This window comes from Planctomycetota bacterium (assembly GCA_033763975.1).
In the GTDB taxonomy this organism is placed as follows: Bacteria; Planctomycetota; Phycisphaerae; order Phycisphaerales; family UBA1924; genus RI-211.
The window spans coordinates 103,762-124,854 of the sequence record JANRJM010000009.1 but is presented as its reverse complement, the minus strand read 5'-3'; the positions used below and the strand labels follow the sequence as shown (position 1 = coordinate 124,854).

Annotated in this window: 16 protein-coding genes; 14 read left to right on the top strand and 2 right to left on the bottom strand. The window is 71.0% G+C overall.

Going from position 1 to position 21,093, the window contains the following annotated elements:
- Positions 1-43 precede the first annotated feature (43 nt).
- On the top strand, positions 44-496 hold the full coding sequence (locus SFY69_05770; protein ID MDX2131540.1) for an EVE domain-containing protein: 453 nt from the start codon (positions 44-46) through the stop codon (positions 494-496).
- Here SFY69_05770 and SFY69_05765 read toward each other — a convergent pair.
- Together SFY69_05765 and SFY69_05760 are read right to left on the bottom strand one after the other, a co-directional pair.
- The gene (locus SFY69_05765) at positions 493-1,167 is read right to left on the bottom strand and encodes an HD domain-containing protein (protein MDX2131539.1); all 675 of its coding nucleotides are present in this window, start codon (positions 1,165-1,167) and stop codon (positions 493-495) included. The two genes, SFY69_05770 and SFY69_05765, sit on opposite strands and share 4 nt — an antisense overlap.
- Positions 1,164-2,366 carry a lipoyl synthase gene (locus SFY69_05760; protein ID MDX2131538.1) on the bottom strand — a complete coding sequence of 401 codons (1,203 nt, stop codon included), beginning with the start codon at positions 2,364-2,366 and terminating at the stop codon, positions 1,164-1,166. The genes SFY69_05765 and SFY69_05760 overlap by 4 nt, the downstream gene beginning before the upstream one ends.
- A 242-nt stretch (positions 2,367-2,608) precedes the next feature.
- Between SFY69_05760 and SFY69_05755 the strand changes: the two genes are divergently transcribed.
- From SFY69_05755 to SFY69_05695, 13 genes are all read left to right on the top strand, one after another.
- Positions 2,609-4,108 (top strand): polysaccharide biosynthesis/export family protein, encoded by a 1,500-nt coding sequence (locus tag SFY69_05755; GenBank protein ID MDX2131537.1) that lies wholly within the window; start codon positions 2,609-2,611, stop codon positions 4,106-4,108.
- A gap of 100 nt (positions 4,109-4,208) precedes the next feature.
- The gene (locus SFY69_05750) at positions 4,209-5,150 is read left to right on the top strand and encodes an exosortase/archaeosortase family protein (GenBank protein MDX2131536.1); all 942 of its coding nucleotides are present in this window, start codon (positions 4,209-4,211) and stop codon (positions 5,148-5,150) included.
- Complete coding sequence (locus SFY69_05745; GenBank protein ID MDX2131535.1) at positions 5,147-5,998, top strand: hypothetical protein; 852 nt, start codon at positions 5,147-5,149, stop codon at positions 5,996-5,998. Before SFY69_05750 ends, SFY69_05745 begins: the two co-directional genes overlap by 4 nt.
- Before the next feature lie 27 nt (positions 5,999-6,025).
- Entirely contained in the window at positions 6,026-10,633 is a 4,608-nt protein-coding gene (locus SFY69_05740) for a tetratricopeptide repeat protein (GenBank protein MDX2131534.1), read from the top strand.
- A gap of 193 nt (positions 10,634-10,826) precedes the next feature.
- The gene (locus tag SFY69_05735; GenBank protein MDX2131533.1) at positions 10,827-13,052 is read left to right on the top strand and encodes a polysaccharide biosynthesis tyrosine autokinase; all 2,226 of its coding nucleotides are present in this window, start codon (positions 10,827-10,829) and stop codon (positions 13,050-13,052) included.
- Positions 13,049-14,104 carry a GDP-mannose 4,6-dehydratase gene (locus SFY69_05730; GenBank protein MDX2131532.1) on the top strand — a complete coding sequence of 352 codons (1,056 nt, stop codon included), beginning with the start codon at positions 13,049-13,051 and terminating at the stop codon, positions 14,102-14,104. The genes SFY69_05735 and SFY69_05730 overlap by 4 nt, the downstream gene beginning before the upstream one ends.
- Positions 14,101-15,531, top strand: coding sequence for an MraY family glycosyltransferase (locus tag SFY69_05725; protein ID MDX2131531.1), 1,431 nt, complete (start codon positions 14,101-14,103; stop codon positions 15,529-15,531). Before SFY69_05730 ends, SFY69_05725 begins: the two co-directional genes overlap by 4 nt.
- 47 nt (positions 15,532-15,578) lie before the next feature.
- Positions 15,579-16,478 (top strand): AAA family ATPase, encoded by a 900-nt coding sequence (locus SFY69_05720; protein MDX2131530.1) that lies wholly within the window; start codon positions 15,579-15,581, stop codon positions 16,476-16,478.
- A complete protein-coding gene (locus tag SFY69_05715) occupies positions 16,475-16,876 on the top strand; it encodes a VanZ family protein (protein ID MDX2131529.1) in 402 nt (133 codons plus the stop codon). Before SFY69_05720 ends, SFY69_05715 begins: the two co-directional genes overlap by 4 nt.
- Positions 16,877-16,887: 11 nt before the next feature.
- A complete protein-coding gene (locus tag SFY69_05710) occupies positions 16,888-18,354 on the top strand; it encodes a sodium:proton antiporter (GenBank protein ID MDX2131528.1) in 1,467 nt (488 codons plus the stop codon).
- Positions 18,355-18,364: 10 nt separating this feature from the next.
- On the top strand, positions 18,365-20,050 hold the full coding sequence (murJ, locus tag SFY69_05705) for a murein biosynthesis integral membrane protein MurJ (protein ID MDX2131527.1): 1,686 nt from the start codon (positions 18,365-18,367) through the stop codon (positions 20,048-20,050).
- A 28-nt stretch (positions 20,051-20,078) separates the two neighbouring features.
- Positions 20,079-20,264 carry an entericidin gene (locus SFY69_05700; GenBank protein MDX2131526.1) on the top strand — a complete coding sequence of 62 codons (186 nt, stop codon included), beginning with the start codon at positions 20,079-20,081 and terminating at the stop codon, positions 20,262-20,264.
- Complete coding sequence (locus tag SFY69_05695; GenBank protein ID MDX2131525.1) at positions 20,265-21,077, top strand: SDR family NAD(P)-dependent oxidoreductase; 813 nt, start codon at positions 20,265-20,267, stop codon at positions 21,075-21,077.
- The last annotated feature ends 16 nt before the right edge of the window (positions 21,078-21,093 follow it).

Genomic DNA, 21,093 nt, shown 5'->3' with positions numbered 1-21,093 from the left:
GGCACGACCACGCAGCGCGCGGGACGCGCGAACAATCACCCGCGTGCCCACCTTCCTGCTCAAGACCGAGCCCGGCGAGTATTCGTACGACGACCTCGTGCGAGAGAAGCGCTGCGCGTGGACGGGCGTTACCAACGCCGCGGCCCGCATCGCGCTGCGCGCCATGAAGAAGGGCGACGAGGCGTTCATCTACCACACGGGGGAGGAGAAGGCGATCGTCGGGCTCGCGACCGTCGTGCGCGGGGCGTACGAAGATCCGGACGAGCCGGGCCTCAACGGCAAGGGCGAGATCGCCGCGCCCGTGGTCGACCTCGCCCCCGCCCGGCGGGCGGCTTCGCCCGTCACGCTCGCGCAGATGAAGGGCGACCCGCGGTTCGCGGCGTTTGCGCTGGTGCGCCAGGGGCGTCTGAGCGCGATGCCCGTGCCCCCGGAACTCGACGCGGTGATTCGCTCGCTCGCGGGGCTGGAAGCCGCTCGCGGGGCAGCGCGCCACTAGCGCGGGCGCCCGCCCCCCAGGGGCGTGATCTCCCGCAGGCGGGCGATGTCGTCGTACGCCGGCACGGCGCAGGTGTCGTTGTAATATTCCATGATCCACGTCAGGTGCCCGGCGTCGTGCAGGCGGGAGAACCGCTTTACCGCCTCTGCCAGGTATCGCGACCCGGCGTGCTCGTGCAGCTCGCGCACCGCCAGGCGGGCGGCCTCCGGGCCAACCGCCGAGCGGTACGGGCGCACGCTCGTCATCGCGTCGAACGAGTCGATCACCGCGAAGAACGCCGCTGCGAGCGGAACCCCGTCGCCCGACAACCCGTCCGGATACCCCCGCCCGTCGATCCGCTCGTGATGATGGCGGACCAGTTGCAGCAGCACCGGATCGGTCTCGCCCATCGCCACGAGCCGCTCGTGCCCGCGTGCGGCGTGGGTGCGCATGAGCGCGAACTCCTCGCCCGTCAGCGGGCCGGGCTTGCGGAGGATCTCGTCGGGGATGTCGATCTTGCCGATGTCGTGCAACGCCGCGGCGTACGACAGGCGGTCCACCTGGTCGTGGTCCAGACCCGCGTCATCCGCCAGCGCACGGGTGTACAGCACCACGCGCCACGTGTGCGCGGCGGTGGAGAAGTCCTTCGCCTCCAGCGCGCTCACCATCTCGCTCACGAGTGCGGGTTTCACGACGCTGGCACGTCCGTGGGTGCTCGCCGCGCCCCGATCTCGGTCAGCACGTCGGCCTGGTGGTCGGCGTGATAACTGGAGCGGACGAGCGGGCCGCTCTCCACGACCTTGAAGCCCCGCGCGAGCCCTTCGCGCTTGAACATCGCGAACGCGTCGGGGTGCACCCAGCGGTCGATGGGCAGGTGGTTGCGCGTCGGCTGGAGGTACTGGCCGATGGTGAGGATGTCGCAGGAGTTCCGAAGTTCCGGCGTGGCCGCGTGGCTGAGCGGCGGAGTGCCCGCGTGAGGCGTTTCATCGCCGCTCTTCGCTTTGACACTTTGCCACTTCGCCGCTTGACCACTTCCCGCTTGACCACGTTCCGCTTGGCCGCTTCTGGCCGCGCTCGTGCCCTCGCGCACCTCGTCCATCAGCGCGAGGACTTCCTCGTCATGCTCGCCGATGCCGACCATGATGCCGGTCTTGGCGACCATGCCGGCCTGCTTCACGCGTCGCAGCAGTTCGAGCGAGCGGTCGAACTTCGCGCTGGGGCGCACCGCCGGGTACATCCGGCGCACGGTCTCGAGGTTGTGGTTGATGATGTGCGGGCGGGCGTCGATGACCATCTGGAGGGCCGCGGCGTCGCCCTCGAAGTCCGGGATCAGCACCTCGATGCTCATGTCCGGGCAGGCCTCGCGCGTCCGCAGGATCGTCTCGGCCCAGATCGACGCCCCGCCGTCGGGGAGTTCGTCGCGGTTCACGCTGGTGATGACGACGTGCTTGAGCGCCATGAGGCGCAGCGACTCGGCGACGCGCCGGGGCTCGTCCTTGTCGACGGTGCCGGGGCGCCCCGTCTTGACGTTGCAGAACCCGCACGCGCGCGTGCACGTGTCGCCCAGGATCATGATCGTCGCGACGCCCCGCGCCCAGCACTCGCCCATGTTCGGGCAGCCGGCCTCTTCGCACACCGTGTGCAGGCGGTGCTCGGTCATGATGGACTTGAGGCGCGTGTACCCGGGCCCGCCGGGAACCTTGGCGCGCAGCCAGTCGGGCTTGCGCTTGACGGCGAGCGTCTGCGGGCCCTCGCGGTTATTCAGGACCATCCCCGAGAGGCTCAGGCGCGGCGGATCGATCGTCTTGAGCGGATCGCCCCCGAGCGGGCGCGGGTGGCGGGGCGCCGGCGCGGTGGCGCCGGGCGTCGGGGCGGGGGGCATGCCGGACATGAGCGAGTCTAGGAACGCGCAAACCTTGTCTCGCGGGGCGTCGTAGGCAGGGCTCGCCAGCGGCGCGGAGGCCACGCGAGGGAAAAAGCGCGAACGCGTTGAATGCGGGCCCGCTCCCCGGTCGATCGGTACGGTCCGGGAACTACTATTGGGACGAACTTCCCGTTCGGGTTCGAGCCGGGTCGGGGACGGGGTGAAAAGGAGCGCACGTGCAGGATCGAGCATTCGAACGTGGACGGGGCGTGGCCACGAGCCGGGCCGGGGTCGCGATGCTGCTCGCCGCGGGCGGCGTGTGGGCCGCGTGCGGCGCTGGCGGGTGTTCGAAAAAGTCGTTCCTCGACCCCAGCGTGGACGGGAGCGGGCGCTGGGGACGCACGCCCGTGTCGATGCCGATCCTCACGCGGATCGCGGCGATCGAGGAGGAGGCCGGCGACATCGTCGAGTTCTCCGACCCGCAGCCGGGCGACCTGGTTCCGCTGCCGACGCAGTACCGCCTCGGGCAGGGCGACGCGCTGCGCATCACCCTGTACGACCTGATCGAGGCCAACCGCGCCGAGGTGTACGAGGTCGAGGTCGACGCGCGCGGCGTGATCGAACTCCCCCAGCTCGGGCGCATCTCCGTCGGCGGGAAGACGACCGAAGAGACCGTCGGCGTGGTGCAGGAGGCGATGAAGCGCTTCGTGACCAACCCGCTCGCGTCGGTCGTCGCCGTCGCCCAGCGCCAGCAGACGTTCAACCTCATCGGCGCGGTGGATCGCCCCGGGCCGTACTTCGTCCCCCGCGCCAACTACCGCCTGCTCGAGGCGATCTCCGCCGGCGGGCGGTACGACAACACCGCCGACTACGTCTACGTGATCCGCGAGGTCAGCCTCACGCCCCAGGGCGCGGGCGACGCGTCGTCGCCCGATGCCCCCGACCGTCCGCGTGCGGCACCGGAAGACCTGCTGAAGGTGATCGACGACCTGGCGCCCCCGGCGCCCGCCACGCCGCCCCCTTCCCCGGGCGCGCACTCGGCGCAGCCGGCGGCGTTCATCGCCCAGCCCGACGGGACGCCTTCGAACACCGGGCGCGCACCCGTCGTGGACCTTCCGGAAGAGGGGCGTACGAGGACGGCGCCCGACCAGAACGATGCGACCCCGGGCACGACCCGCTGGGTGTTCCTGAACGGCAAGTGGACGCAGGTGGCGACCCAGCGTCCGCAGGGTGCGGCGGGCGATTCGCTGCCCGAGGCCGAGCAGGACCTCGTGACGCAGCGCGTGATCCGCGTGCCCATCAAGGACCTCGAGGCCGGCAAGCAGTCGGTGAACATCGTGATCCGCCCGGGCGACGTGGTGCGCGTGCCCACCCCGCCTTTCGGCACGATCTACGTCGGCGGGCAGATCCAGCGTCCGGGCACGTACTCGCTGCCCAGCACGGGCGGGCTGACGCTGCAACGCCTCGTCCACGCGGCGGGCGGCTACGCGGGCATCGCCGTCCCCTCGCGCATCGATCTCACGCGGGTGGTCGGCAAGGACCGGGAAGCCACGATCATGCTCGACGGGGCGGCGATCGCGAACCGGACGCAGCCGGACGTCTATCTGAAGCCGAACGACTCCGTGGTTGTGGGAACGACGTTCTGGGCCCTCCCGCTGGCGATCTTCCGGAACGGGCTGCGGATGAGCTACGGGTTCGGGTTTGTGCTGGACCGCAACATCAGCAACGACCTGCTGGGCCCGCCGCCCGTCAATCAGTTCGGGCAGTAACGACGGTCGGGCGGGAATCGGTGAAGTTGGCGGCGAACCGGGCTGCATCCCGGTCGTAGGGAGGTTCTTCGACGGATCGGGTGGGTGGACGGGGTGTGCCGTGTCGAGTGCGAGCGCGTCAGGACGGGTCGTGGGTGTCGGCGCGGAGGGGCAATCTCCGTGGCAGGTCCTCCCATGGCGTGTCTGGACCCAACTGGGCCTCCTGCTGATCGCGTTCGTCGCGCTCTTTCATGACTGGCTGTGGACGCAGATCCAGTTCAGCAAGCTCGAGATCGAGGACTGGGGACACGCGTTCGTCGTGCCGATCATCAGCGGGGCGATGCTGTGGCAGCGCCGGGCCGAGATCGCGCGGACGCCGATCCGGACGTTCTGGCCCGGGGCGCTCCCCCTCGTGCTGGGCGTGGCGTGCTACTTCTTCTTCGTCGTGGGGATCTCCAACCACATGCTCCAGGGATTCGCGATGATCCTGTCCGTGGCGGGGGTGGCGCTGCTGGCGGGCGGGCCCGCGATGTTCCGCCACCTGTTCCTGCCCATCGCGTTCCTGGTCTTCGCGGTCAAGATCTCGCCCCAGATCATGACCAAGGTGACGTTCCCGCTGCAGTTGCTCGCGTCCGACGGGGCGTACGTGCTGCTCCGTCTCATCGGGTCGCCGGGCGACTGGTTCTTCGCCGACGTGCGGGGCAACGTGCTCGAGATCGAGTACGCCGGGCGGACGATCCCGCTGAACGTCGCCGAGGCCTGCTCGGGCATGCGGATGGTGATCGCGTTCCTCGCCCTCGCCGCGGCGGTGGCGATCTTCGCCTGCCGCCACTGGTGGCAGCGCATCGCCCTGCTGCTGCTCGCCGTGCCCGTCGCGCTGCTGATGAACATCGTGCGCGTCGCGGTGCTGGGGCTGGCCTCGCTGTGGGACATGAACCTGGCCTCGGGCAACGCCCACATGCTCATCGGCACGCTGCTGCTCGTGCCCGGCATGTTCCTCTTCCTCGCGGTGGTCTGGGCCCTGCAGAAGGTCGTCTCCGACGACGGCGAGGCCCGGGCATGAAGTCCTGGGGCATCAGCGCTGGGGTGGTGGCGGCGGCGGCGATCCTCCTCGCCGGCGCGGCCGGGCTGGGCTCGGTCAAGCGCCACTTCAAGATCGTCCTGCGCAAAGAGGCCATCTATCCCGAGGGCGGACGCCTGCTCGCCTCGCTCCCCACCGAGACGCCCTCGTGGGTGCGCATCGGCAGCGACCACCTGGAGCCCCCCGAGGTCGTCGAGACGCTCGGCACCCGCAACTACGTGACGCGCACGTACATCGAGAAGGCGCCCAAGGACCCGACGCGTCCGATCCGCCTGACCTTCCACGCCGCGTACTACACCGGCATGATCGACACCGTCCCGCACGTGCCGGACCGGTGCTTCGTGGGCGGGGGCATGCAGATCGGCGAGATCGTGGGCGATCTGCCGCTGAACTTCAGCGAGGAGTGGTGGCGCGAGGACCCGGACGTGCCCGAGCACCTGAAGGGGCGCATCTTCCGCGTCCGCACGAGCGACGGGCAGTACCCGCGCCTGCCGCGCGACCCGCGATCGATCCGCCTGCGCACCATGCAGTTCCTCGACGCGCAGCAGCGCCCGTTCTACGCGGGGTACTTCTTCATCGCCAACGGCGGGACCGTGAGCCGCGCCGAGGAAGTGCGCCTGCTCGCCTTCGACCTCAACAGCACCTACGCGTTCTACCTCAAGGTACAGGTGACGTCGCAGGACGTCGAGAGCGGTGAAGACCTGGCCGCGGCCGGGGGCGTGCTGATCGGCGAGATGCTCGGGGATATCGCGCGGTGCGCGCCCGACTGGGTCGAAGTGGAGACCGGACGCTACCCGCCCCGTGCGGACGGCGTCGCGGGCGGATCGTGAGGCGCGCTCGCGCCGGGGAGTGAGTTCATGGCCGGAGCAAAGGTCAACACGAAGTTCGTCTTCATTCTCGGCGCCGGGCTGGTGGCCGTGCTGGGCGGGTTGCTCGGGGCGGCGTACCTCGTGCTCTACAACACCGCCGGCGAACTGGTGCAGAAGGGCGACCGCGCGATGGCCTCGCAGGACTACCGCGAGGCCGCCACGTACTACTCCAAGGCCTGCGACCGCGAGAAGACCAACGCGGAGTACTTCCGCAAGTGGCGCTCGAGCATCGCGGCCCAGACGCCCGACACGCCCGTGAAGTACCAGGAGGCCCTGCAGGGATACCGCGGCGCCACCCGCCAGCTCGCCGTCATCCAGCGCGACTCAGTCGAGGCGCAGCGCGAGTACCTCGAGATGCTCAAGAAGGGCATCTTCGCGGGTCCCTTCGACCGCCAGTCCGTCAGCTACCTGCGCGACGAGGCGGGCGTGTTCCTCGCCTTCCACGCCGGCAAGCCCGCCGGCGACTGGGAGGTGCTGCGGCGGTACCGCGGGCTCGCGAACGCGCGCCTGCTCGCGCAGTCTCCCGACGCCAAGCCCGAGGATTGGGCGAGCGTGCGAGAGGACCTCGAGGCCGCCATCCGCGTGGACCCCTCGGACTTCGAGTCGGTCTCAAACCTCGAGGGGACGCTGCTGGAACTGAGCGACCGGGCCCGCGTGGCGGGACGCGAGGACGAGGCGTCGTCGCTGCAGCAGGCGGCCAACGCCGTGGTGACCGCGTATCAGGCGGCGAACCCCGACGACCCCATCATGCAGCTCGCGACGCTGCGCCGCGACTTCCTGAACGAGGTTCGGGCGTTCCAGCGCCGATCGCGCGAGGCGGTGGACGCGGGGCAGACGCCCCCGGATCCGGTCGTCGCCGCGGAGCAGTTCACGAACGAAGCCCGGGGGCGCCTTGACCGCGCGATGGAGGTGTGCCGGCGTCTGGACGCCAAGGACCTCACGCCCGAGCTGATGAACCTGATGCGCGCCAGCGAGCAGGTGGTGGACGGCGCGGGCCGCTTCGCCCGCTCGAAGGAACTGCTGACCCGCGCGCTCGAGGCCCGCCCGGACGACCTGGAAGCGCTCTCGGGCCAGGCGGAAGTGGCGGCCCAGACCGGGGACTACGACGCGGGGATCCAGTATCTTCAGAAGATCATCGACCAGCCCAACCGCCCGGTGAGCCCCGAGGGCGGCGCGCTCTTCGGGTACCGGGACAGCGCCCGCTATCTCCAGGCGCTCTGGGCGCTGCGGGCCTACCTGGCCCTGGACGCGGAGACCCCCGAGGCGCAGCGCGAGGCGTCGCTGAAGCGGGCGCGCGCGTTCCACGACGTCTTCACGAAGAGCGAGGCGCCCGAGTCGGTGCGCCGGATGATGGTCGACGCGTGGCTCGCCTTCGTGGACCGCGACCCGCAGACCACCAACCGGCTGCTGACGGGGGTGAACAAGAAGACGCCGATCAGCGACCCGGACACGCTGGTGCTGTGGGCCCAGGCCGCCCTGCAGACCAACGAGCCCGGCGCCGCGCGCGAGCGTCTGCTGCGCGTGCTGGACATCCAGCCGAACAACATCAGCGCGGGGATCGTGTACGGGCAGCTCTCGCTGCAGCTCCAGGACTTTGCGCAGGCCGAGACGACCTTCTCGAACATCCTGCGTCTGCAGCCCGACAACCAGCTGGCGCAGAACGGGCTGAACTTCGCGCGGGCCGGGCGCGGCGCCGACGACGCCGGCAGCCCGGTGCAGCGCGCGATCCTGACCGCCGTGCGCATGCAGCGCGAGGGGGTGGGCAAGCCCGAGACCGACGGGCAGGTCAACCTGTTCCTGACCGAGCAGGTGGAGAAGAACAACCACGACCCGCTGCTGGTGCGGGCGCTCGTCACCACGCGACTGGGCCTGGGCGATCGCGAGGGGGCGATGAAGGTCGTCCGCACGGCGATGGAGAAGCACCCCGACAGCGTGCTGCTCAAGGATATCCAGACCACGCTGACGTCCGAAGACCCCACCGACGCGCAGCTCACGATCATCGCCAGCCGCACCGACGTCCCCGAGCTGCAGCGTCGCCTCGCCCGCCACTCGGTGTTCACCCGCGCCGGGCGCGCCGACGAGGCCCGCGCCGAACTCGCCGAGCTCGTCAAGCTCGACCCCGACGGCGAGCAGGTCCTCGAACTGCAGTTCCTCGACGCGCTCGCGCGCCAGGACTGGGACGCGGCGTCGGCCCTCGCCGACAAGGCCGGGAAGCTCAACACCGACCGCGCCGAGGGACGCACGTTCCGGGCCCGGATGCTCGCGGCCCGGGGCGACCCCCGCGCGGGGGCCGACATCATGCAGCAGGTCATCGACGCCGGCGGGGCCTCTCCCGAGGTCTTCCGCCTGCACGGGCGGCTGCTGAGCGCCATCGGACGCCACGCCGACGCGCTCGCGTCCTATCAGGCCGCCCTGCGCCTGCGCCCCAACGACGCGGGCTCCATCCGCGACGTCGTCGCGTCGCTCGTGACGCAGGGTCGGCGCGACCAGGCGCTCGTCGCCGCGCGCGACGGGGCCAAGTTCGCCGAGAACGACCCGGAGTTCCTCGACCTGTGGCTGCGGATCGAGGCCGAGTTCGGCAACCTGCCGATGGTGCTGACGCGTCGTGAGCGCCTGGCGGCGGCCAACCCGCGCGACCGCGAGAACCTCATCGAGCTCGCCCGCCTGCAGATCCGCACGGGCGAACTCGAAAAGGCCCGGACCGTGATCGACCAGGTGCGGGCGCAGGGCGACGACCTCGACGGGGCGTCGCTCGACGCGTCGTGGCACTGGGCCCGCAACGACCGGGCAGGCACGTTCCGCGTGTTCGACGCGTACGTCGAGAGCCGCAGCGCCGCCCCGGACAAGCTGCGCGCGCTGCTCGACTTCGCCCAGTTCCTGTACGCCCGCCAGGACGTGCCCAACGCGCTGGGCGTGCTCGAGAAGGCCCGCGCGGTGCAGGACCCCGCGACCCTCGAGGCCGACAAGGCGATGGCCGAGGCGTACTTTGCGCAGAACGCCCTCGAGCAGGGCGTCGAGGTCATGCGGCGCATCCTGGCGGCGAAGGCCGACTCGCCCGAGCAGTCGTACCGCAAGCGCCTGGTCGAGTCGCTCATCCGCCTGAAGCGCGTGGACGAGGCGGAGACCGAGCTCGCCCCGCTGCTCGCCAAGGACCCGGACCTGGTGGCCCAGCTGCTCGAGGCCGACCTGCGCCTGGCGCAGGAGAAGCCCGCGGAGGCCCGCCTGGCGCTGGACCGGATCGTGTCGCGCTTCCCGGCCGAGCCCTCGGTCTTCGTCAAGCGCGGGCAGTTGCTCATGCGCACGCCCGAGACGCACCGCGACGCGCTGGCGGACTTCGGCAAGGCGATCCAGCTCCAGCCGCAGATGTGGCAGGCGTTCCGCCTCCGGGCCGCCCTGCACGGGCGCATGAAGAACTCCGACGCCGCCCTCGCCGACCTGCGCGAGGCGATGCGCATCAACCCGACGGACGACGAGATGCTCGTCTCGCTCGTCACCGACCTGCTGCGCCTGGGGCGTGACCAGGAGGCCGAGCAGGCGGCGGAGGACGCCATCGCCGGGCGTCCGCGCGAGGCGCTGGTCTTCTCGCGCGTCGCGAGCCTGTTCTCGCAGACCGACCGCCCGGCGATCGCCGCCAAGTTCTACGAGAAGGCCTTCGACCTGGACCCCAGCGACCTGGTCTCGCAGAAGCTGCTCGACTCGCTGATCAACACCCCGACGCCGAACCTCGCGAAGGCCGAGGACGTGCTCCGGCGCATCGGCAGCGAGCGCATCGGCAAGAGCCCCGGCTTCATGATGGCCCTGGGCAAGCTCCGGGCCGCCCAGGGACGCGTGCCCGAGGCGCAGCGCGCCGCGCTCGACGCCGTCCGCCTGCTGAACCCGGAGAACGGCCAGATCATGATGGTCTGGCACGAGGACATGCAGCGTCTCATCACCAACCCCACGCGCTACACCGAGTTCCTCGAGGCCAGCATCCGCAACGGCGTCGTCCCCCAGCTCAACGAGTGGCTCGCGTTCTTCGCCGGCGAGGTGAAATCGCGCCAGCCCGGGCAGCAGGAGGCGGCCCTGGCGGACCTCGCCCGCCTGCGCGACTCGAAGAACCAGGCGCTCCGCGCGTACGTGCTCCGCCTCAACGGCTCGCTGCTCTTCCAGGCCGGGCGCGTCCAGGAAGCCAAGGACGTCTGGGTCATCGCGCTCCGCGAGTTCCCCGCCGACCCCGAGATGAACAACAACCTGGCCTACGTGCTCGCGAAGGAGGAGAAGTTCACCGAGGCGCTCCCCTTGGCCGAGACCGCCGTGCGCGGCCTGCCCAACAACGCCGACATCATCGACACGCTGGGCTACATCCGGATGCGCCTGAACAAACTGACGGACGCCGAACTGGCGTTCCGCTCGGCGCTCTCGTACGTCCGCACGGCCCAGCAGGGCGTTCAAGTCGGGGCGCACCTCGCCGAATGTCTGCACTTGCTGGGCCGGACGGACGAGTCGCGCAAGATTCTGACCGAGGTCGATGCGGTGCTCGCGAGCGAGCGGGCGAACATCCAGCCGGATGCCCTCGCGGAGTACGAACGCGTGAAGAAGATGGTGGAAACCCCGTAAACCGACCGAACGCGACGGGCGGTGATCGGACGCCCCGAGGGATCTCAACCCCCCGGGGTATCGGACCGAATGGAAAGAGAGATCTCGCGCCGGGGAGGCCCGGGGCGGGGCGGCAGGACGAGCGGCGGGGGACGGCGATCGACCGGTGTCGAGCGTCCGATCCATGTGAGCAGGTCGAAGGAAGGGTCACGTCATGACGAGTGTTCCGATGTCCGCCGGCGGTGCGACGCCCGCCTCTCGCCCCGCGACCGCCCCCGCCGCAGCGCCCGTGCCCGCGATGGGCTCGTCGATCGATCCGCTGCGTCTGCTGAACAAGTACAAGTTCCTGCTGCTGGGCGTGGCGATCGCCGGTGCGGTCACCGGGTACGTCGCGAACGCGGTGCTCCGCCGCGTCTACCCGCTGTGGACGCCCGCGGCCGTCTTCAACTGCCTGCCCCCCACGAAGGAAGTGAGCGACCTGGTGGGCGCCCAGAGCCAGGAGGAGATGAGCCGCTTCATGCAGACGCAGGTCCGCGTGCTCACCTCGACGCAGGTGCTCAACCGCGTGTCGGAAGACCCGGCCCTGCGCACCAACGCCCCGGAGTGGTCGAGCAGGTTCGAGAAGGTCGACACCAGCACGGGCGCTCCGGCCTTTGACTCGACCGAGGCCCTGAAGAAGCTCAAGGACGACGTCAAGGCGCGCGTGATCCCGGGAACGAACCTCATCGAGGTCTCGATGAGCTGGCGCAACAAGCACGACGCGACCGCGATCGTCGGCCTGGTCCGCCAGAAGTACATGGCGATGCTCGCCGACCAGGGGCGCGCCGGGCTCGACGACAAGATCGCCGCGCTGAACGGCGCCATCAAGAGCCTCGAGGACGAGGCCGGCGGCCTGAGCATCCAGAAGGAAAACCTCATTCAGCAGAACCAGGTGGACACGATCGACAACCGCGTCGAGACGAGCCGCCAGGAACTCAACGACCTCACCGGGGACATCATCGAGGTCCAGCGGACGCTCGACAGCGGGCGCACGCGCCTGGCGCAGATGGACGCGGAGATCAACAACCCGGGGGGGATCGTCTACGGCGCCGACCTCCGCGAGGAGGTGGAGCGCGAGCCCCAGCTCAACGAGCTGCGCAGCCGCATCCAGCTCCTGGAGACCGAGCAGCAGAGCATGCTGCAGCAGGGGTACTCGCGCGACCACCGCCAGTACGTCTTTCTGCAGAGCCAGCTCGACGCGACCAAGCAGAGCCTGGAGATCAAGCGCGACGAAGCGCTGCGCAAGGCGTTCGCGGGCGAGCTCGACCGCACGCGCAAGCTCGTGGCGCAGTTCGAGGCCCAGGAGAAGACGCTGCTCGAGAAGCGCGCCACGGCCCAGAAGCGCCTGCAGGACCTCACCCGCATCCAGTCGCGCCTCAACGACCTCGACAACCGCATCCGGGGCATCGCCGAGAACCGCACCCGCAAGGCCGACGAACTCTCGACCCTCAAGGCCCAGGCCAGCACCCTCTCGGTCAACCGCGTGCTGCTGCAGGAGCAGGAGCGCCCGCCCACGGAGCTCTCGTTCCCGCAGCTCAAGCTGCTGCTGCCCGCGGGCGTGGCGCTCTTCGTCTTCCTCACCGCCGGCGTCGTGCTGCTGCTGGAGATCGTCGACCAGCGCGTGAAGAGCCCCTCCGACATCGCGATCATCCCCCGCGCCCGCCTGCTCGGATGGGTGCCCGACGCGGCCGAAGACCCCGCCGGGCAGGGCGCCGCCGAAACGGCCTTCCGCGATCGACCCCGCGGGATCGTCGCCGAGAGCTTCCGCCAGCTCCGCGCGGGCGTCACGAAGCGCGTGCAGGCCAGCGACCACCGCGCCATCCTCGTGCTCTCGGGCATGCCCGCCTCGGGCGCGACGACCGTCGCCGCGAACCTGGCGCTCGCCTTCGCCGCGGCCGACCGCAAGGTCCTGCTCATCGACGCGAACTTCCGCCGGCCCGGGCTGCACCGCGTCTTCGCCGTGCCCGAGTCTCCCGGGCTGGCCGACGTCCTCGCCGGGCAGCGCGACCTCGCGCAGTGCGCCCAGGCCACCAACGTCCCCAACCTCGATCTCCTCACCGCGGGGATCAAGGACCAGCGCGTCTACGAGCGACTCTCCAGCGCCGCCATGGGCGAGATCCTCGCCAAGGTCCGCGCCATGTACGACCTCGTCCTCATCGACGTCGCCCCCGCGATCGTCGGGGGCGACGCCATGGCCCTCGCCCAGCGCTGCGACGCCACCATCCTCGTCGTCCGCGCCCGCGCCGACAAGCGCGGCATGGTCGCCCGCATCAAGAACGAACTCTCCGAATCCCGCTCGGAGTTCCTCGGCATCCTCGTCAACGCCGTCCGATCCGCCAGCGGCGGGTACATGAAGCGCAACATCAAGACGGCCCACGAATACCAGAACACCAGCACGTGACTTCGTCCTCGCCCCACCTCCCGGCGAACCTTCCCCCCACGCCCCGGCGCGTGCTCGTCAGCGGCGGGGCCGGCTTCATCGGCTCGCACCTCGTCGATCGACTCCTCGCCCGCGGCGACACCGTCACCGTCGTCGACAACCTCTCCACCGGACGACGCGACAACCTCCCGGGCGCCCACGAGCGCCTCCGCTTCGTCGAGGCCGACCTCAAGGACGCCCTCAACGCCTTCGGCAAGGGCGAGCGCTTCGAGCAGATCTACCACCTCGCCGCGGCGGTGGGCGTCTCCCTCGTCATCGCCGATCCCATCCGCTCGATCGAGACCAACGTCGAGCAGACCGCCGCCCTCCTCCGCTTCGCCGTCTCGCGCGCCGAGGGGGGTGCGCCCGTGCCCACGCTCGTCGCGTCCTCGTCGGAGGTCTACGGCAAGGCCGCCAAGTCCCCCTTCCACGAGGAGGACGACGTCGTCTACGGGCCCACCACCGTGCCCCGCTGGTCGTACGCGTGCAGCAAGGCGATCGACGAGTACCTCGCCCTCGCCTACCACGCCACGCACCACGCGCCCGTCGTCGTCGCGCGCTTCTTCAACACCGTCGGCCCGCGCCAGGTCGGCTCCTACGGCATGGTGCTGCCCCGCTTCGTCGAGCGCGCCCTCGCCGGGCGCCCGCTCGACGTCTACGGCGACGGCACGCAGTCACGCTGCTTCTGCGACGTCCGCGATGTCGTCGGCGTCCTGCCCGCGCTCCTCGAGACCCCCGCCTGCCACGGACGCGTCTTCAACGTCGGGTCCGATCGCTCCATTTCCATCCGCGAGCTGGCCGACCTGGTGGTCCGCACCCTGGGCGCGGCGTCCGCCGTCCGCACCATCCCGTACGCCGAGGCCTACCCGGGGAACTTCGAGGACCTCCGCCAACGCCGCCCCGACCTCTCGCGCATCCGCGACGCCGTACGCTTTGCCCCGTCGATCCCGCTCGAACGCACGATCCGCGATGTGGCGGCGTGGCTCGGAACGGGGTCGGGCGGGGGGGCGAAACTCACGGAGCGTCCGGCGTGATCTCGCCATTCTCGTGCATCGCCGCGCTCCGCCCGACGTTCCCCGACGTCCTCCCGGGCCTGCCCGCCGACGTCGCGGCCGGCGAGCCCGCCGAGCCCACGGGTCGCCTCGCGATCTTCGAGGGCTACATCGGCGTGCTCGTCGTCTCGTTCCTCGTGGCCGTCATCGCCACGCCCCTCATGCGCCGCCTCGCCGTCTCGCAGGGCATCATCGATCGCCCCAACGAGGCGCGCAAGGTGCACAAGGTGCCCATCGCGTACCTCGGGGGCGTGGCCGTCTACCTCGGCATCATGGGCGGCATCTTCTTCGCCATCCTGGGGACGCGGTTCACCGACCTCATCCAGTGGCACCCGACCCGGTTCGAGAAGAACGTCGACTTCAACCTCCCCGTGCCCTTCTCGATCATGCTGGGCATGACCGTGATCCTGCTCGTCGGGGTCATCGACGACGTCACCGGCATCTCCCCGCGCGTCAAGATCGGCGGGCAGCTCTTCGCCGCCGCCGCTCTGGCGATGGACCGCGTGGGCGTCCAGCTCGCCGCGGGGATTCTGCTCCCCGTGGCGCGCACGTTCGGCATCCCCACCGAGTCCAACTCGCTGGGCATCGAGACGCTGCTCCTGAAGGTCCCCCTTCCCTTCGACATGCTCGGGGGCGGGCACATCCCCGTCGATGTCGTCTACTGGGTCGGCACCGGGATCATCGCGGTCGCCGTCATCGGGCTCTGCAACGCGGCCAACCTCATCGACGGGCTCGACGGGCTGCTGAGCGGAACGACCGCCATCTCCGCCGCCGGGCTCCTGGTCGTGGCGCTGGGGCTCGCCCTGGCCGACGACGGCCCGCGCGACGGCGAACGCCTCATCCTCTGCATGGCGCTGCTCGGGGCGTGCCTGGGGTTCCTCCCGCACAACTTCAACCCGGCGACGATCTTCCTGGGCGACGCCGGGAGCCTCCTGCTGGGCTTCACGACCTGCGTCATCATCCTGATGATGGGCGACACCGGCAAGACCAGCCTGGTCGCCGCGGGCGTGATCATCTTCGCGCTCCCCATCATCGACACCACCCTCGCGATCGTCCGGCGCAAGATGGAGGGGCGGTCGATCTCCTCCGCGGACGACCAGCACCTGCACCACCAGCTCAAGCGCGCCCTGGGCGTGAAGGGTGCGGTGATGGTGCTGTACGGGATCGCGGCGACGTTCGCGACCATCGGGGCCGCCGTCACGCTCATCCGCGCCCGCAGCGTCTTCCTCCTGGCGCTGATCCTGGGGGCGTACGTCGGGGTGACGGCGATCAAGATCGCACGCCGCCGCGCGGTCGAAGCCGAGGCCGCCCGGCACGACACGCGGGTCGCGGCCGGGCTCGCGAGCACCTCGGCGCCCCAGCCGGCGCCGCACCCGCCCGGCGCGGGCGTGGCCCCGCGCACGCCCTGACGGGCGTTTCCCGCAAGGCCGCCCGCCCCCCCTCGTATACTCGCGCCATGCCGGACGGAGCCAGCAGACCCGTGCGCGTCATCGCGCTCATGAACCAGAAGGGCGGCGTGGGCAAGACCACGACGACCGTAAACCTGGCTGCGGCGATCGCGCGCCGGGGTCGCGAGACGCTGCTGGTCGACCTGGACCCGCAGGCGCACGCCACGCTGCACGTGGGCGTCGATCCCGACGCGCTCGAGCACTCCGCGTACGACGTGTTCGGCGCGTCGGACGTCGCCCCGCGGGACTGCGTGCGCCGCGTGGGCGACCATCTGTCGCTCCTGCCCGCGACGACCAACCTCGCGGGCGTCGAGGCCGAACTCGCCGGCGCGCCCGACCGCCAGCGCCGGCTCGAGCGGGCGCTGGACGCGCTGGGGCGTGCGTACGAGTTCGTGCTGATCGACTGCCCGCCGTCGCTGGGCCTGCTCACGGTCAACGCGCTGGCCGCCGCCCGCGAGGTCATCATCCCCATGCAGGCGCACTTCCTGGCGCTCCAGGGCGTGGGCAAGCTGCTCGAAACCGTCGCCATCGTCTCGCGGGGCGTGAACCCGCGTCTGCGCGTCACCGGGGTCGTGCTGTGCATGCACGACCCCGCGAGCACGCACACGCGCGAGGTCGTCGCCGATCTCGAGGGCTTCTTCGAGCAGGCCCGGGGCGCCGAGTCGCCGTGGCGATTCGCGCGCGTGCTCCGCCCGCCGGTGCGCCGCAACATCAAGCTTGCCGAGTGCCCCAGCTTCGGCAAGACGATCTTCGACTACGCCCCCGACGCGCCCGGCGCCGCCGACTACGGCGCGCTCGGCGATGCCCTTCTGCGCGAGTGGGACGCCATGCTCGCCCGGCGCACGCCCGACGAGGCCCCGGTGGTGTCGGTCCCCGCGGCCGCGGCGGTGCGCGAGGGGCGGGCGTGATCTCGGCCGGCGCCGGCTGGGCCCGGCGCGTCCCGCGCGTCGTCTTCCCGCTGTACGCCGTCGTCATCTTTCTGCTCACCCACTGGCCGGGCGTCAAGGTCGAGGGCCCCATGCCCCGCGCCGACCTCTGGGCCCATCTGGGCGCGTTCGGGCTCTGGGGGTTTCTGTTCGGATGCACGGCCTGGCTCGGCCCGCCCGAGACTCGCCGGGGGTTTCTGCGCGCCCTGCTCGCGGGTGGCGTCTACACCGCGATCGATGAGTCGCTGCAACTCATCCCCGCGCTCGCCCGCGTCGCCGCGTGGGACGACTGGCTCGCGAACGTCGCGGGCGTGCTGCTGGGACTGCTCGCCGCGGGATTACTCGGGCGCTGGGCCGCCCGGCGCGCGCGGTCGCTCTAGACTCTGCCCGCATGCACGGCGACGATCGCGTTGAAGGCAAGTTCCTGTGGTACGGCCCGCGCCTGTGGGTTGTCACAGCGCTCCTGGGCGTGCTCGCCGGCTGGGGCGCCACCCGCCTCCTGCCCCCGACCTTCGATGACGCGGGGATCCCCATCATCCCGCTCGCGCTGGTCGCGCCGTTCGCGCTGCTGCTCCTGACGATCGCCGTCGCGCCGCTCGTCGACGCGCGGTGGTGGCACCAGCACTTCCCCGACGTCGCGTTCTTTCTGGGCGCGCTCATCGCGACCTACTACCTGATCGCCTTCCGACCGGCCGCCCCCGGCGCGCCGGGATACGGCTCGCACGCGATCCTGCACGCCGGCATGGAGTACTACTCGTTCATCGCGCTCGTCGGCGGGCTGTACGTCGTGAGCGGGGGCATCCTCATCGACCTGCGCGGGCGTGCGGGCCCCATGTTCAACGTCTTCCTGCTCGCCTTCGGCGCGATCGTCTCGAACGCCATCGGCACCACCGGCGCCTCGATGCTCCTCATCCGCCCCTTCATGCGCGCCAACCACGGACGCCTCACTCCGCTGCACATCGTCATGTTCATCTTCATCGTCAGCAACTGCGGCGGATCACTCACCCCCATCGGCGACCCGCCCCTGTACCTCGGCTACCTCAAGGGCGTCCCTTTCTTCTGGACCACCGCCGCCCTCATCGGCGACTGGGCCTTCACCGTCGGCGCCCTGCTGACGATCTTCTTCGTCATCGACACCGCGCTCGAGCGCGCCACCGAGCGCGCGCGGGCGCTGGCGCACCTCGCGCCCCTCGAGCCCGCCGCGTTCTTCCCCAAGCCGCGCATCCGGGGCACCACGGGCCTCATCTGCCTGGGCCTCATGATCGCCGGCGTCTTCATCGACCCGGCGCTGCACGCCTTCGCCCCGCACCTCCCGCAGCTGCCCTTCGGGGCCACGTTCCAGATCCTCGTCGCCGCCACCGCCTACGTCCTTACCCCGAAGGAGACGCTCAAAGCCAACGAGTTCTCGTTCTTCCCCGTCAAGGAAGTCGGCATTCTGTTCCTGGGCATCTTCCTCACCATGATCCCGGCGCTCGGGTACCTCGCCGCCAACGGGTCGAGCCTGGGGATCGACTCGCCCACCGCGTTTTACTTCGGCACGGGCGCACTCTCGGCGGTGCTCGACAACGCCCCGACGTACCTAAACTTCCTGCAGGTTGCCGTGCCGGGCGAACTCACCCCTGACGCCGTGCGCACCCTGCTGCAATCACCCGGCGGGCGGGCGAACGTGATCGCGATCTCGACCGGGGCCGTCTTCTTCGGCGCGATGACGTACATCGGAAACGGGCCGAACTTCATGGTCCGCACGATCGCCGAGAGCGCGGGGGTCAAGATGCCCTCGTTCTTCGGCTACCTGTTCCGGGCGATCGCGCTGCTGCTCCCCGTGCTCGTGGTCCATTGGGTGATCTTCATCCGATAGCAAGGGGGCCATGCCGCCCGCCGGGCACCCGCCCCCCGACAAGCTGCCCACGCCACCGTCGCCCCAGCCGGCGCCGCACGCCCCGGCGCCGCACGCCCCGCTCGCCGGCGCGGTCCGCGTGGTGTCATCGCTCACGCTGCTGTCGCGCGTCGCGGGGCTGGCCCGCGACGTCCTGACCGCGCGCCTCTTCGGCGACACGCTGCTGGGGTCGTCGTTCCGCGCCGCCTACGCCGTGCCGAATCTCTTCCGCCGGCTCTTCGGCGAGGGCGCGCTTTCCGCGGCGTTCCTCCCGGAATACTCGCTCCTGGCGCGCGACGACCCCGCGAAGGCCGACCAGCTCGCCTCGCTCGTGGTCCGCCTGCTCACGCTCGTCACCGCGTCGCTCACCGTGGTCCTCGTGGGCGTCCTGGCGCTGGTGCTCGCGCTCGCGCCGCACGACGCCGAACGCTCGCTCAGCTTCCGCCTCATGATCCTCATGCTCCCCATGATGCCCTGCGTGTGCATCACGGCGGTGCTCGGGGGCATGCTGCAATCGCACGGGCGATTCGCCCCCACCGCCGCCGCGCCCGTGCTGCTGAACCTCTTCCAGATCGTCGCGGGGGCGCTCTGCCTGCTGGGCGTCGTGAAGGACCCCGTCACCGGCGCGTACGTCGTCGGCGCCGCGGCGCTGGCCGCCAGCGTCGTGCAGATCGCCTGGAGCCTCGCCGCCCTGCGCGGCAAGGTCCGCTGGACGCGCCTGACCGCCGGCGCCCGCGCCCACGCCCGCGACGTGATGCGCCGCTTCGTCCCCGCGCTGCTCGGCCTGGGCACGCTCCAACTCAACACCATGCTCGACGTCGTCATCGCCATGTGGCCCGTCTGGGTCGGGCCCACCGTGCTCGGGTTCCGCGTCCCCCTCGACGACACCTCCAACGCGATCCTCAGCTACGCCCAGACGCTCTACCAGTTCCCGCTGGGCGTCTTCGGCATCGCCGTCGCCACCGCCGTGTTCCCGCTCCTCAGCCGCACCGCCGACCGCCCGGCCGACTTCCTCGCCCACCTGCGCCAGGGCCTGCGTCTCTCGCTGTTCATCGGCCTGCCCGCGAGCGTCGGGCTCGTGCTCGTGCGCCACGACCTGCTCGCGGTCATCTTCGGGGGCGGGCGCCACGCCGCGTTCTCGCCCGAGGGCCTCGCCCGCGCGGGCGACGTGCTTCTGGGCTTCGCGCCCGCCATCTGGGCCTACTCGCTCAACCACGTCCTGACCCGCGCCTTCTATGCCCAGCGCGACACCACCACGCCGATGCGCCTGGCCGTCCGCATGGTCGCGCTCAACGTCACGCTCAACCTGACGCTGATCTGGTTCCTCGGAGAGGCCGGGCTCGCGTGGTCCACCGCCATCGCGGCCAGCGTGCAATGCCTCGCCCTGTGGCGCCTCGCACACACCCGCCTGGGCCTTCGACCCCTCGATGCGCCCACCCGCGCCGCGTTCGCCCGCATCGCCGGCGCCACCGCCGCGATGACCGGCGGGGTCGCCCTCGTCCTCTGGCTGCTGCCCCCCGCGGATACCTGGGCGGGGCACGCGCTCCGGCTCACCGCCTGCCTCGTCGCCGGCATCGGCGTGTACGCCGGCGCCGCCCGCCTGGCACGCCTGCCGGAACTCGGGATGCTCCTGCGCCGCCCGCGCGCCGGGCCCGCCGGGCCGGTCTCATTCGACTAGCATTTCGGCCTCTTTTCGGAGAACCAGCATGAACCGCGTTCGCTCGCTCTCGCTCGCCCGCACCTCGCTGCTCCTGGGCACGCTCGCGCTGCCCGTCCTCCTCGCCGCGTGCAACACGGTGAAGGGTGCCGGCAAGGACCTCCAGTACGCCGGCGAGAAGACCGAAGAGGTCATCACCGGCGAGAAGGACGGCACGAACCCGGACAAGCGCTGAGTGCCGGCCGACCTCGCCGGGCGTCCCATCGCCATCACCGGCGCCAGCAGCGGCATCGGCATGGTGACCGCACTCGCGTGCGCCCGCGCCGGCATGCCGGTCGCGCTCGCCGCACGACGCATCGACCGCCTCCACGAGGTCGCCGAGACCATCCGCAAGGGCGGCGGACGCGCCATCGCCGTCCCGTGCGACGTCGTGAAGCCCGACGACTGCGCCGCGCTCGTCGAGCGCACCGTCGCCGAGTTCGGCTCGATCTACGCGATCTTCGCGAACGCGGGCTACGGCATCGAGGGCGAGATCGAGCGCACCGCCGATGACGCGCTCCGCGACATCTTCGAGGTCAACTTCTGGGGCACCCTCAACACCATCCGCCCCGCGATCCCGCACATGCGCCGCGCCGGCGCCGGGCACATTCTCATCTGCTCCAGCGTCGTCAGCAAGATGGGCATCCCGACCCTCGGGGCCTATTCCGCCACCAAGGCGGCCCAGGACCACATCGGGCGCGCCATGCGCATCGAGCTGCACCCGACCATCCACGTCTCGACGGTGCACCCCATCGGCACCAACACCGAGTTCTCGCAGGTCGTGACCGCCCGCTCGGGCAACCGCGCCCGCACCGCGCGCGCGCCCGAGGGGTTCCGCCAGCCGCCGGAGGCCGTCGCGAACGCGATCGTGCGCTGCCTGCGTCGCCCGCGGGGCGAGGTGTGGACCAGTTTCCGCGGGCGAGCGATCGCCGCCCTCGCCACGCTCGCGCCCGAACTCGCGGACTGGGGCCTGCGCCGGTACTTCGCGTCCAAGGCGTCCGGGCAGTGAGCGCGATCGCGCCCGC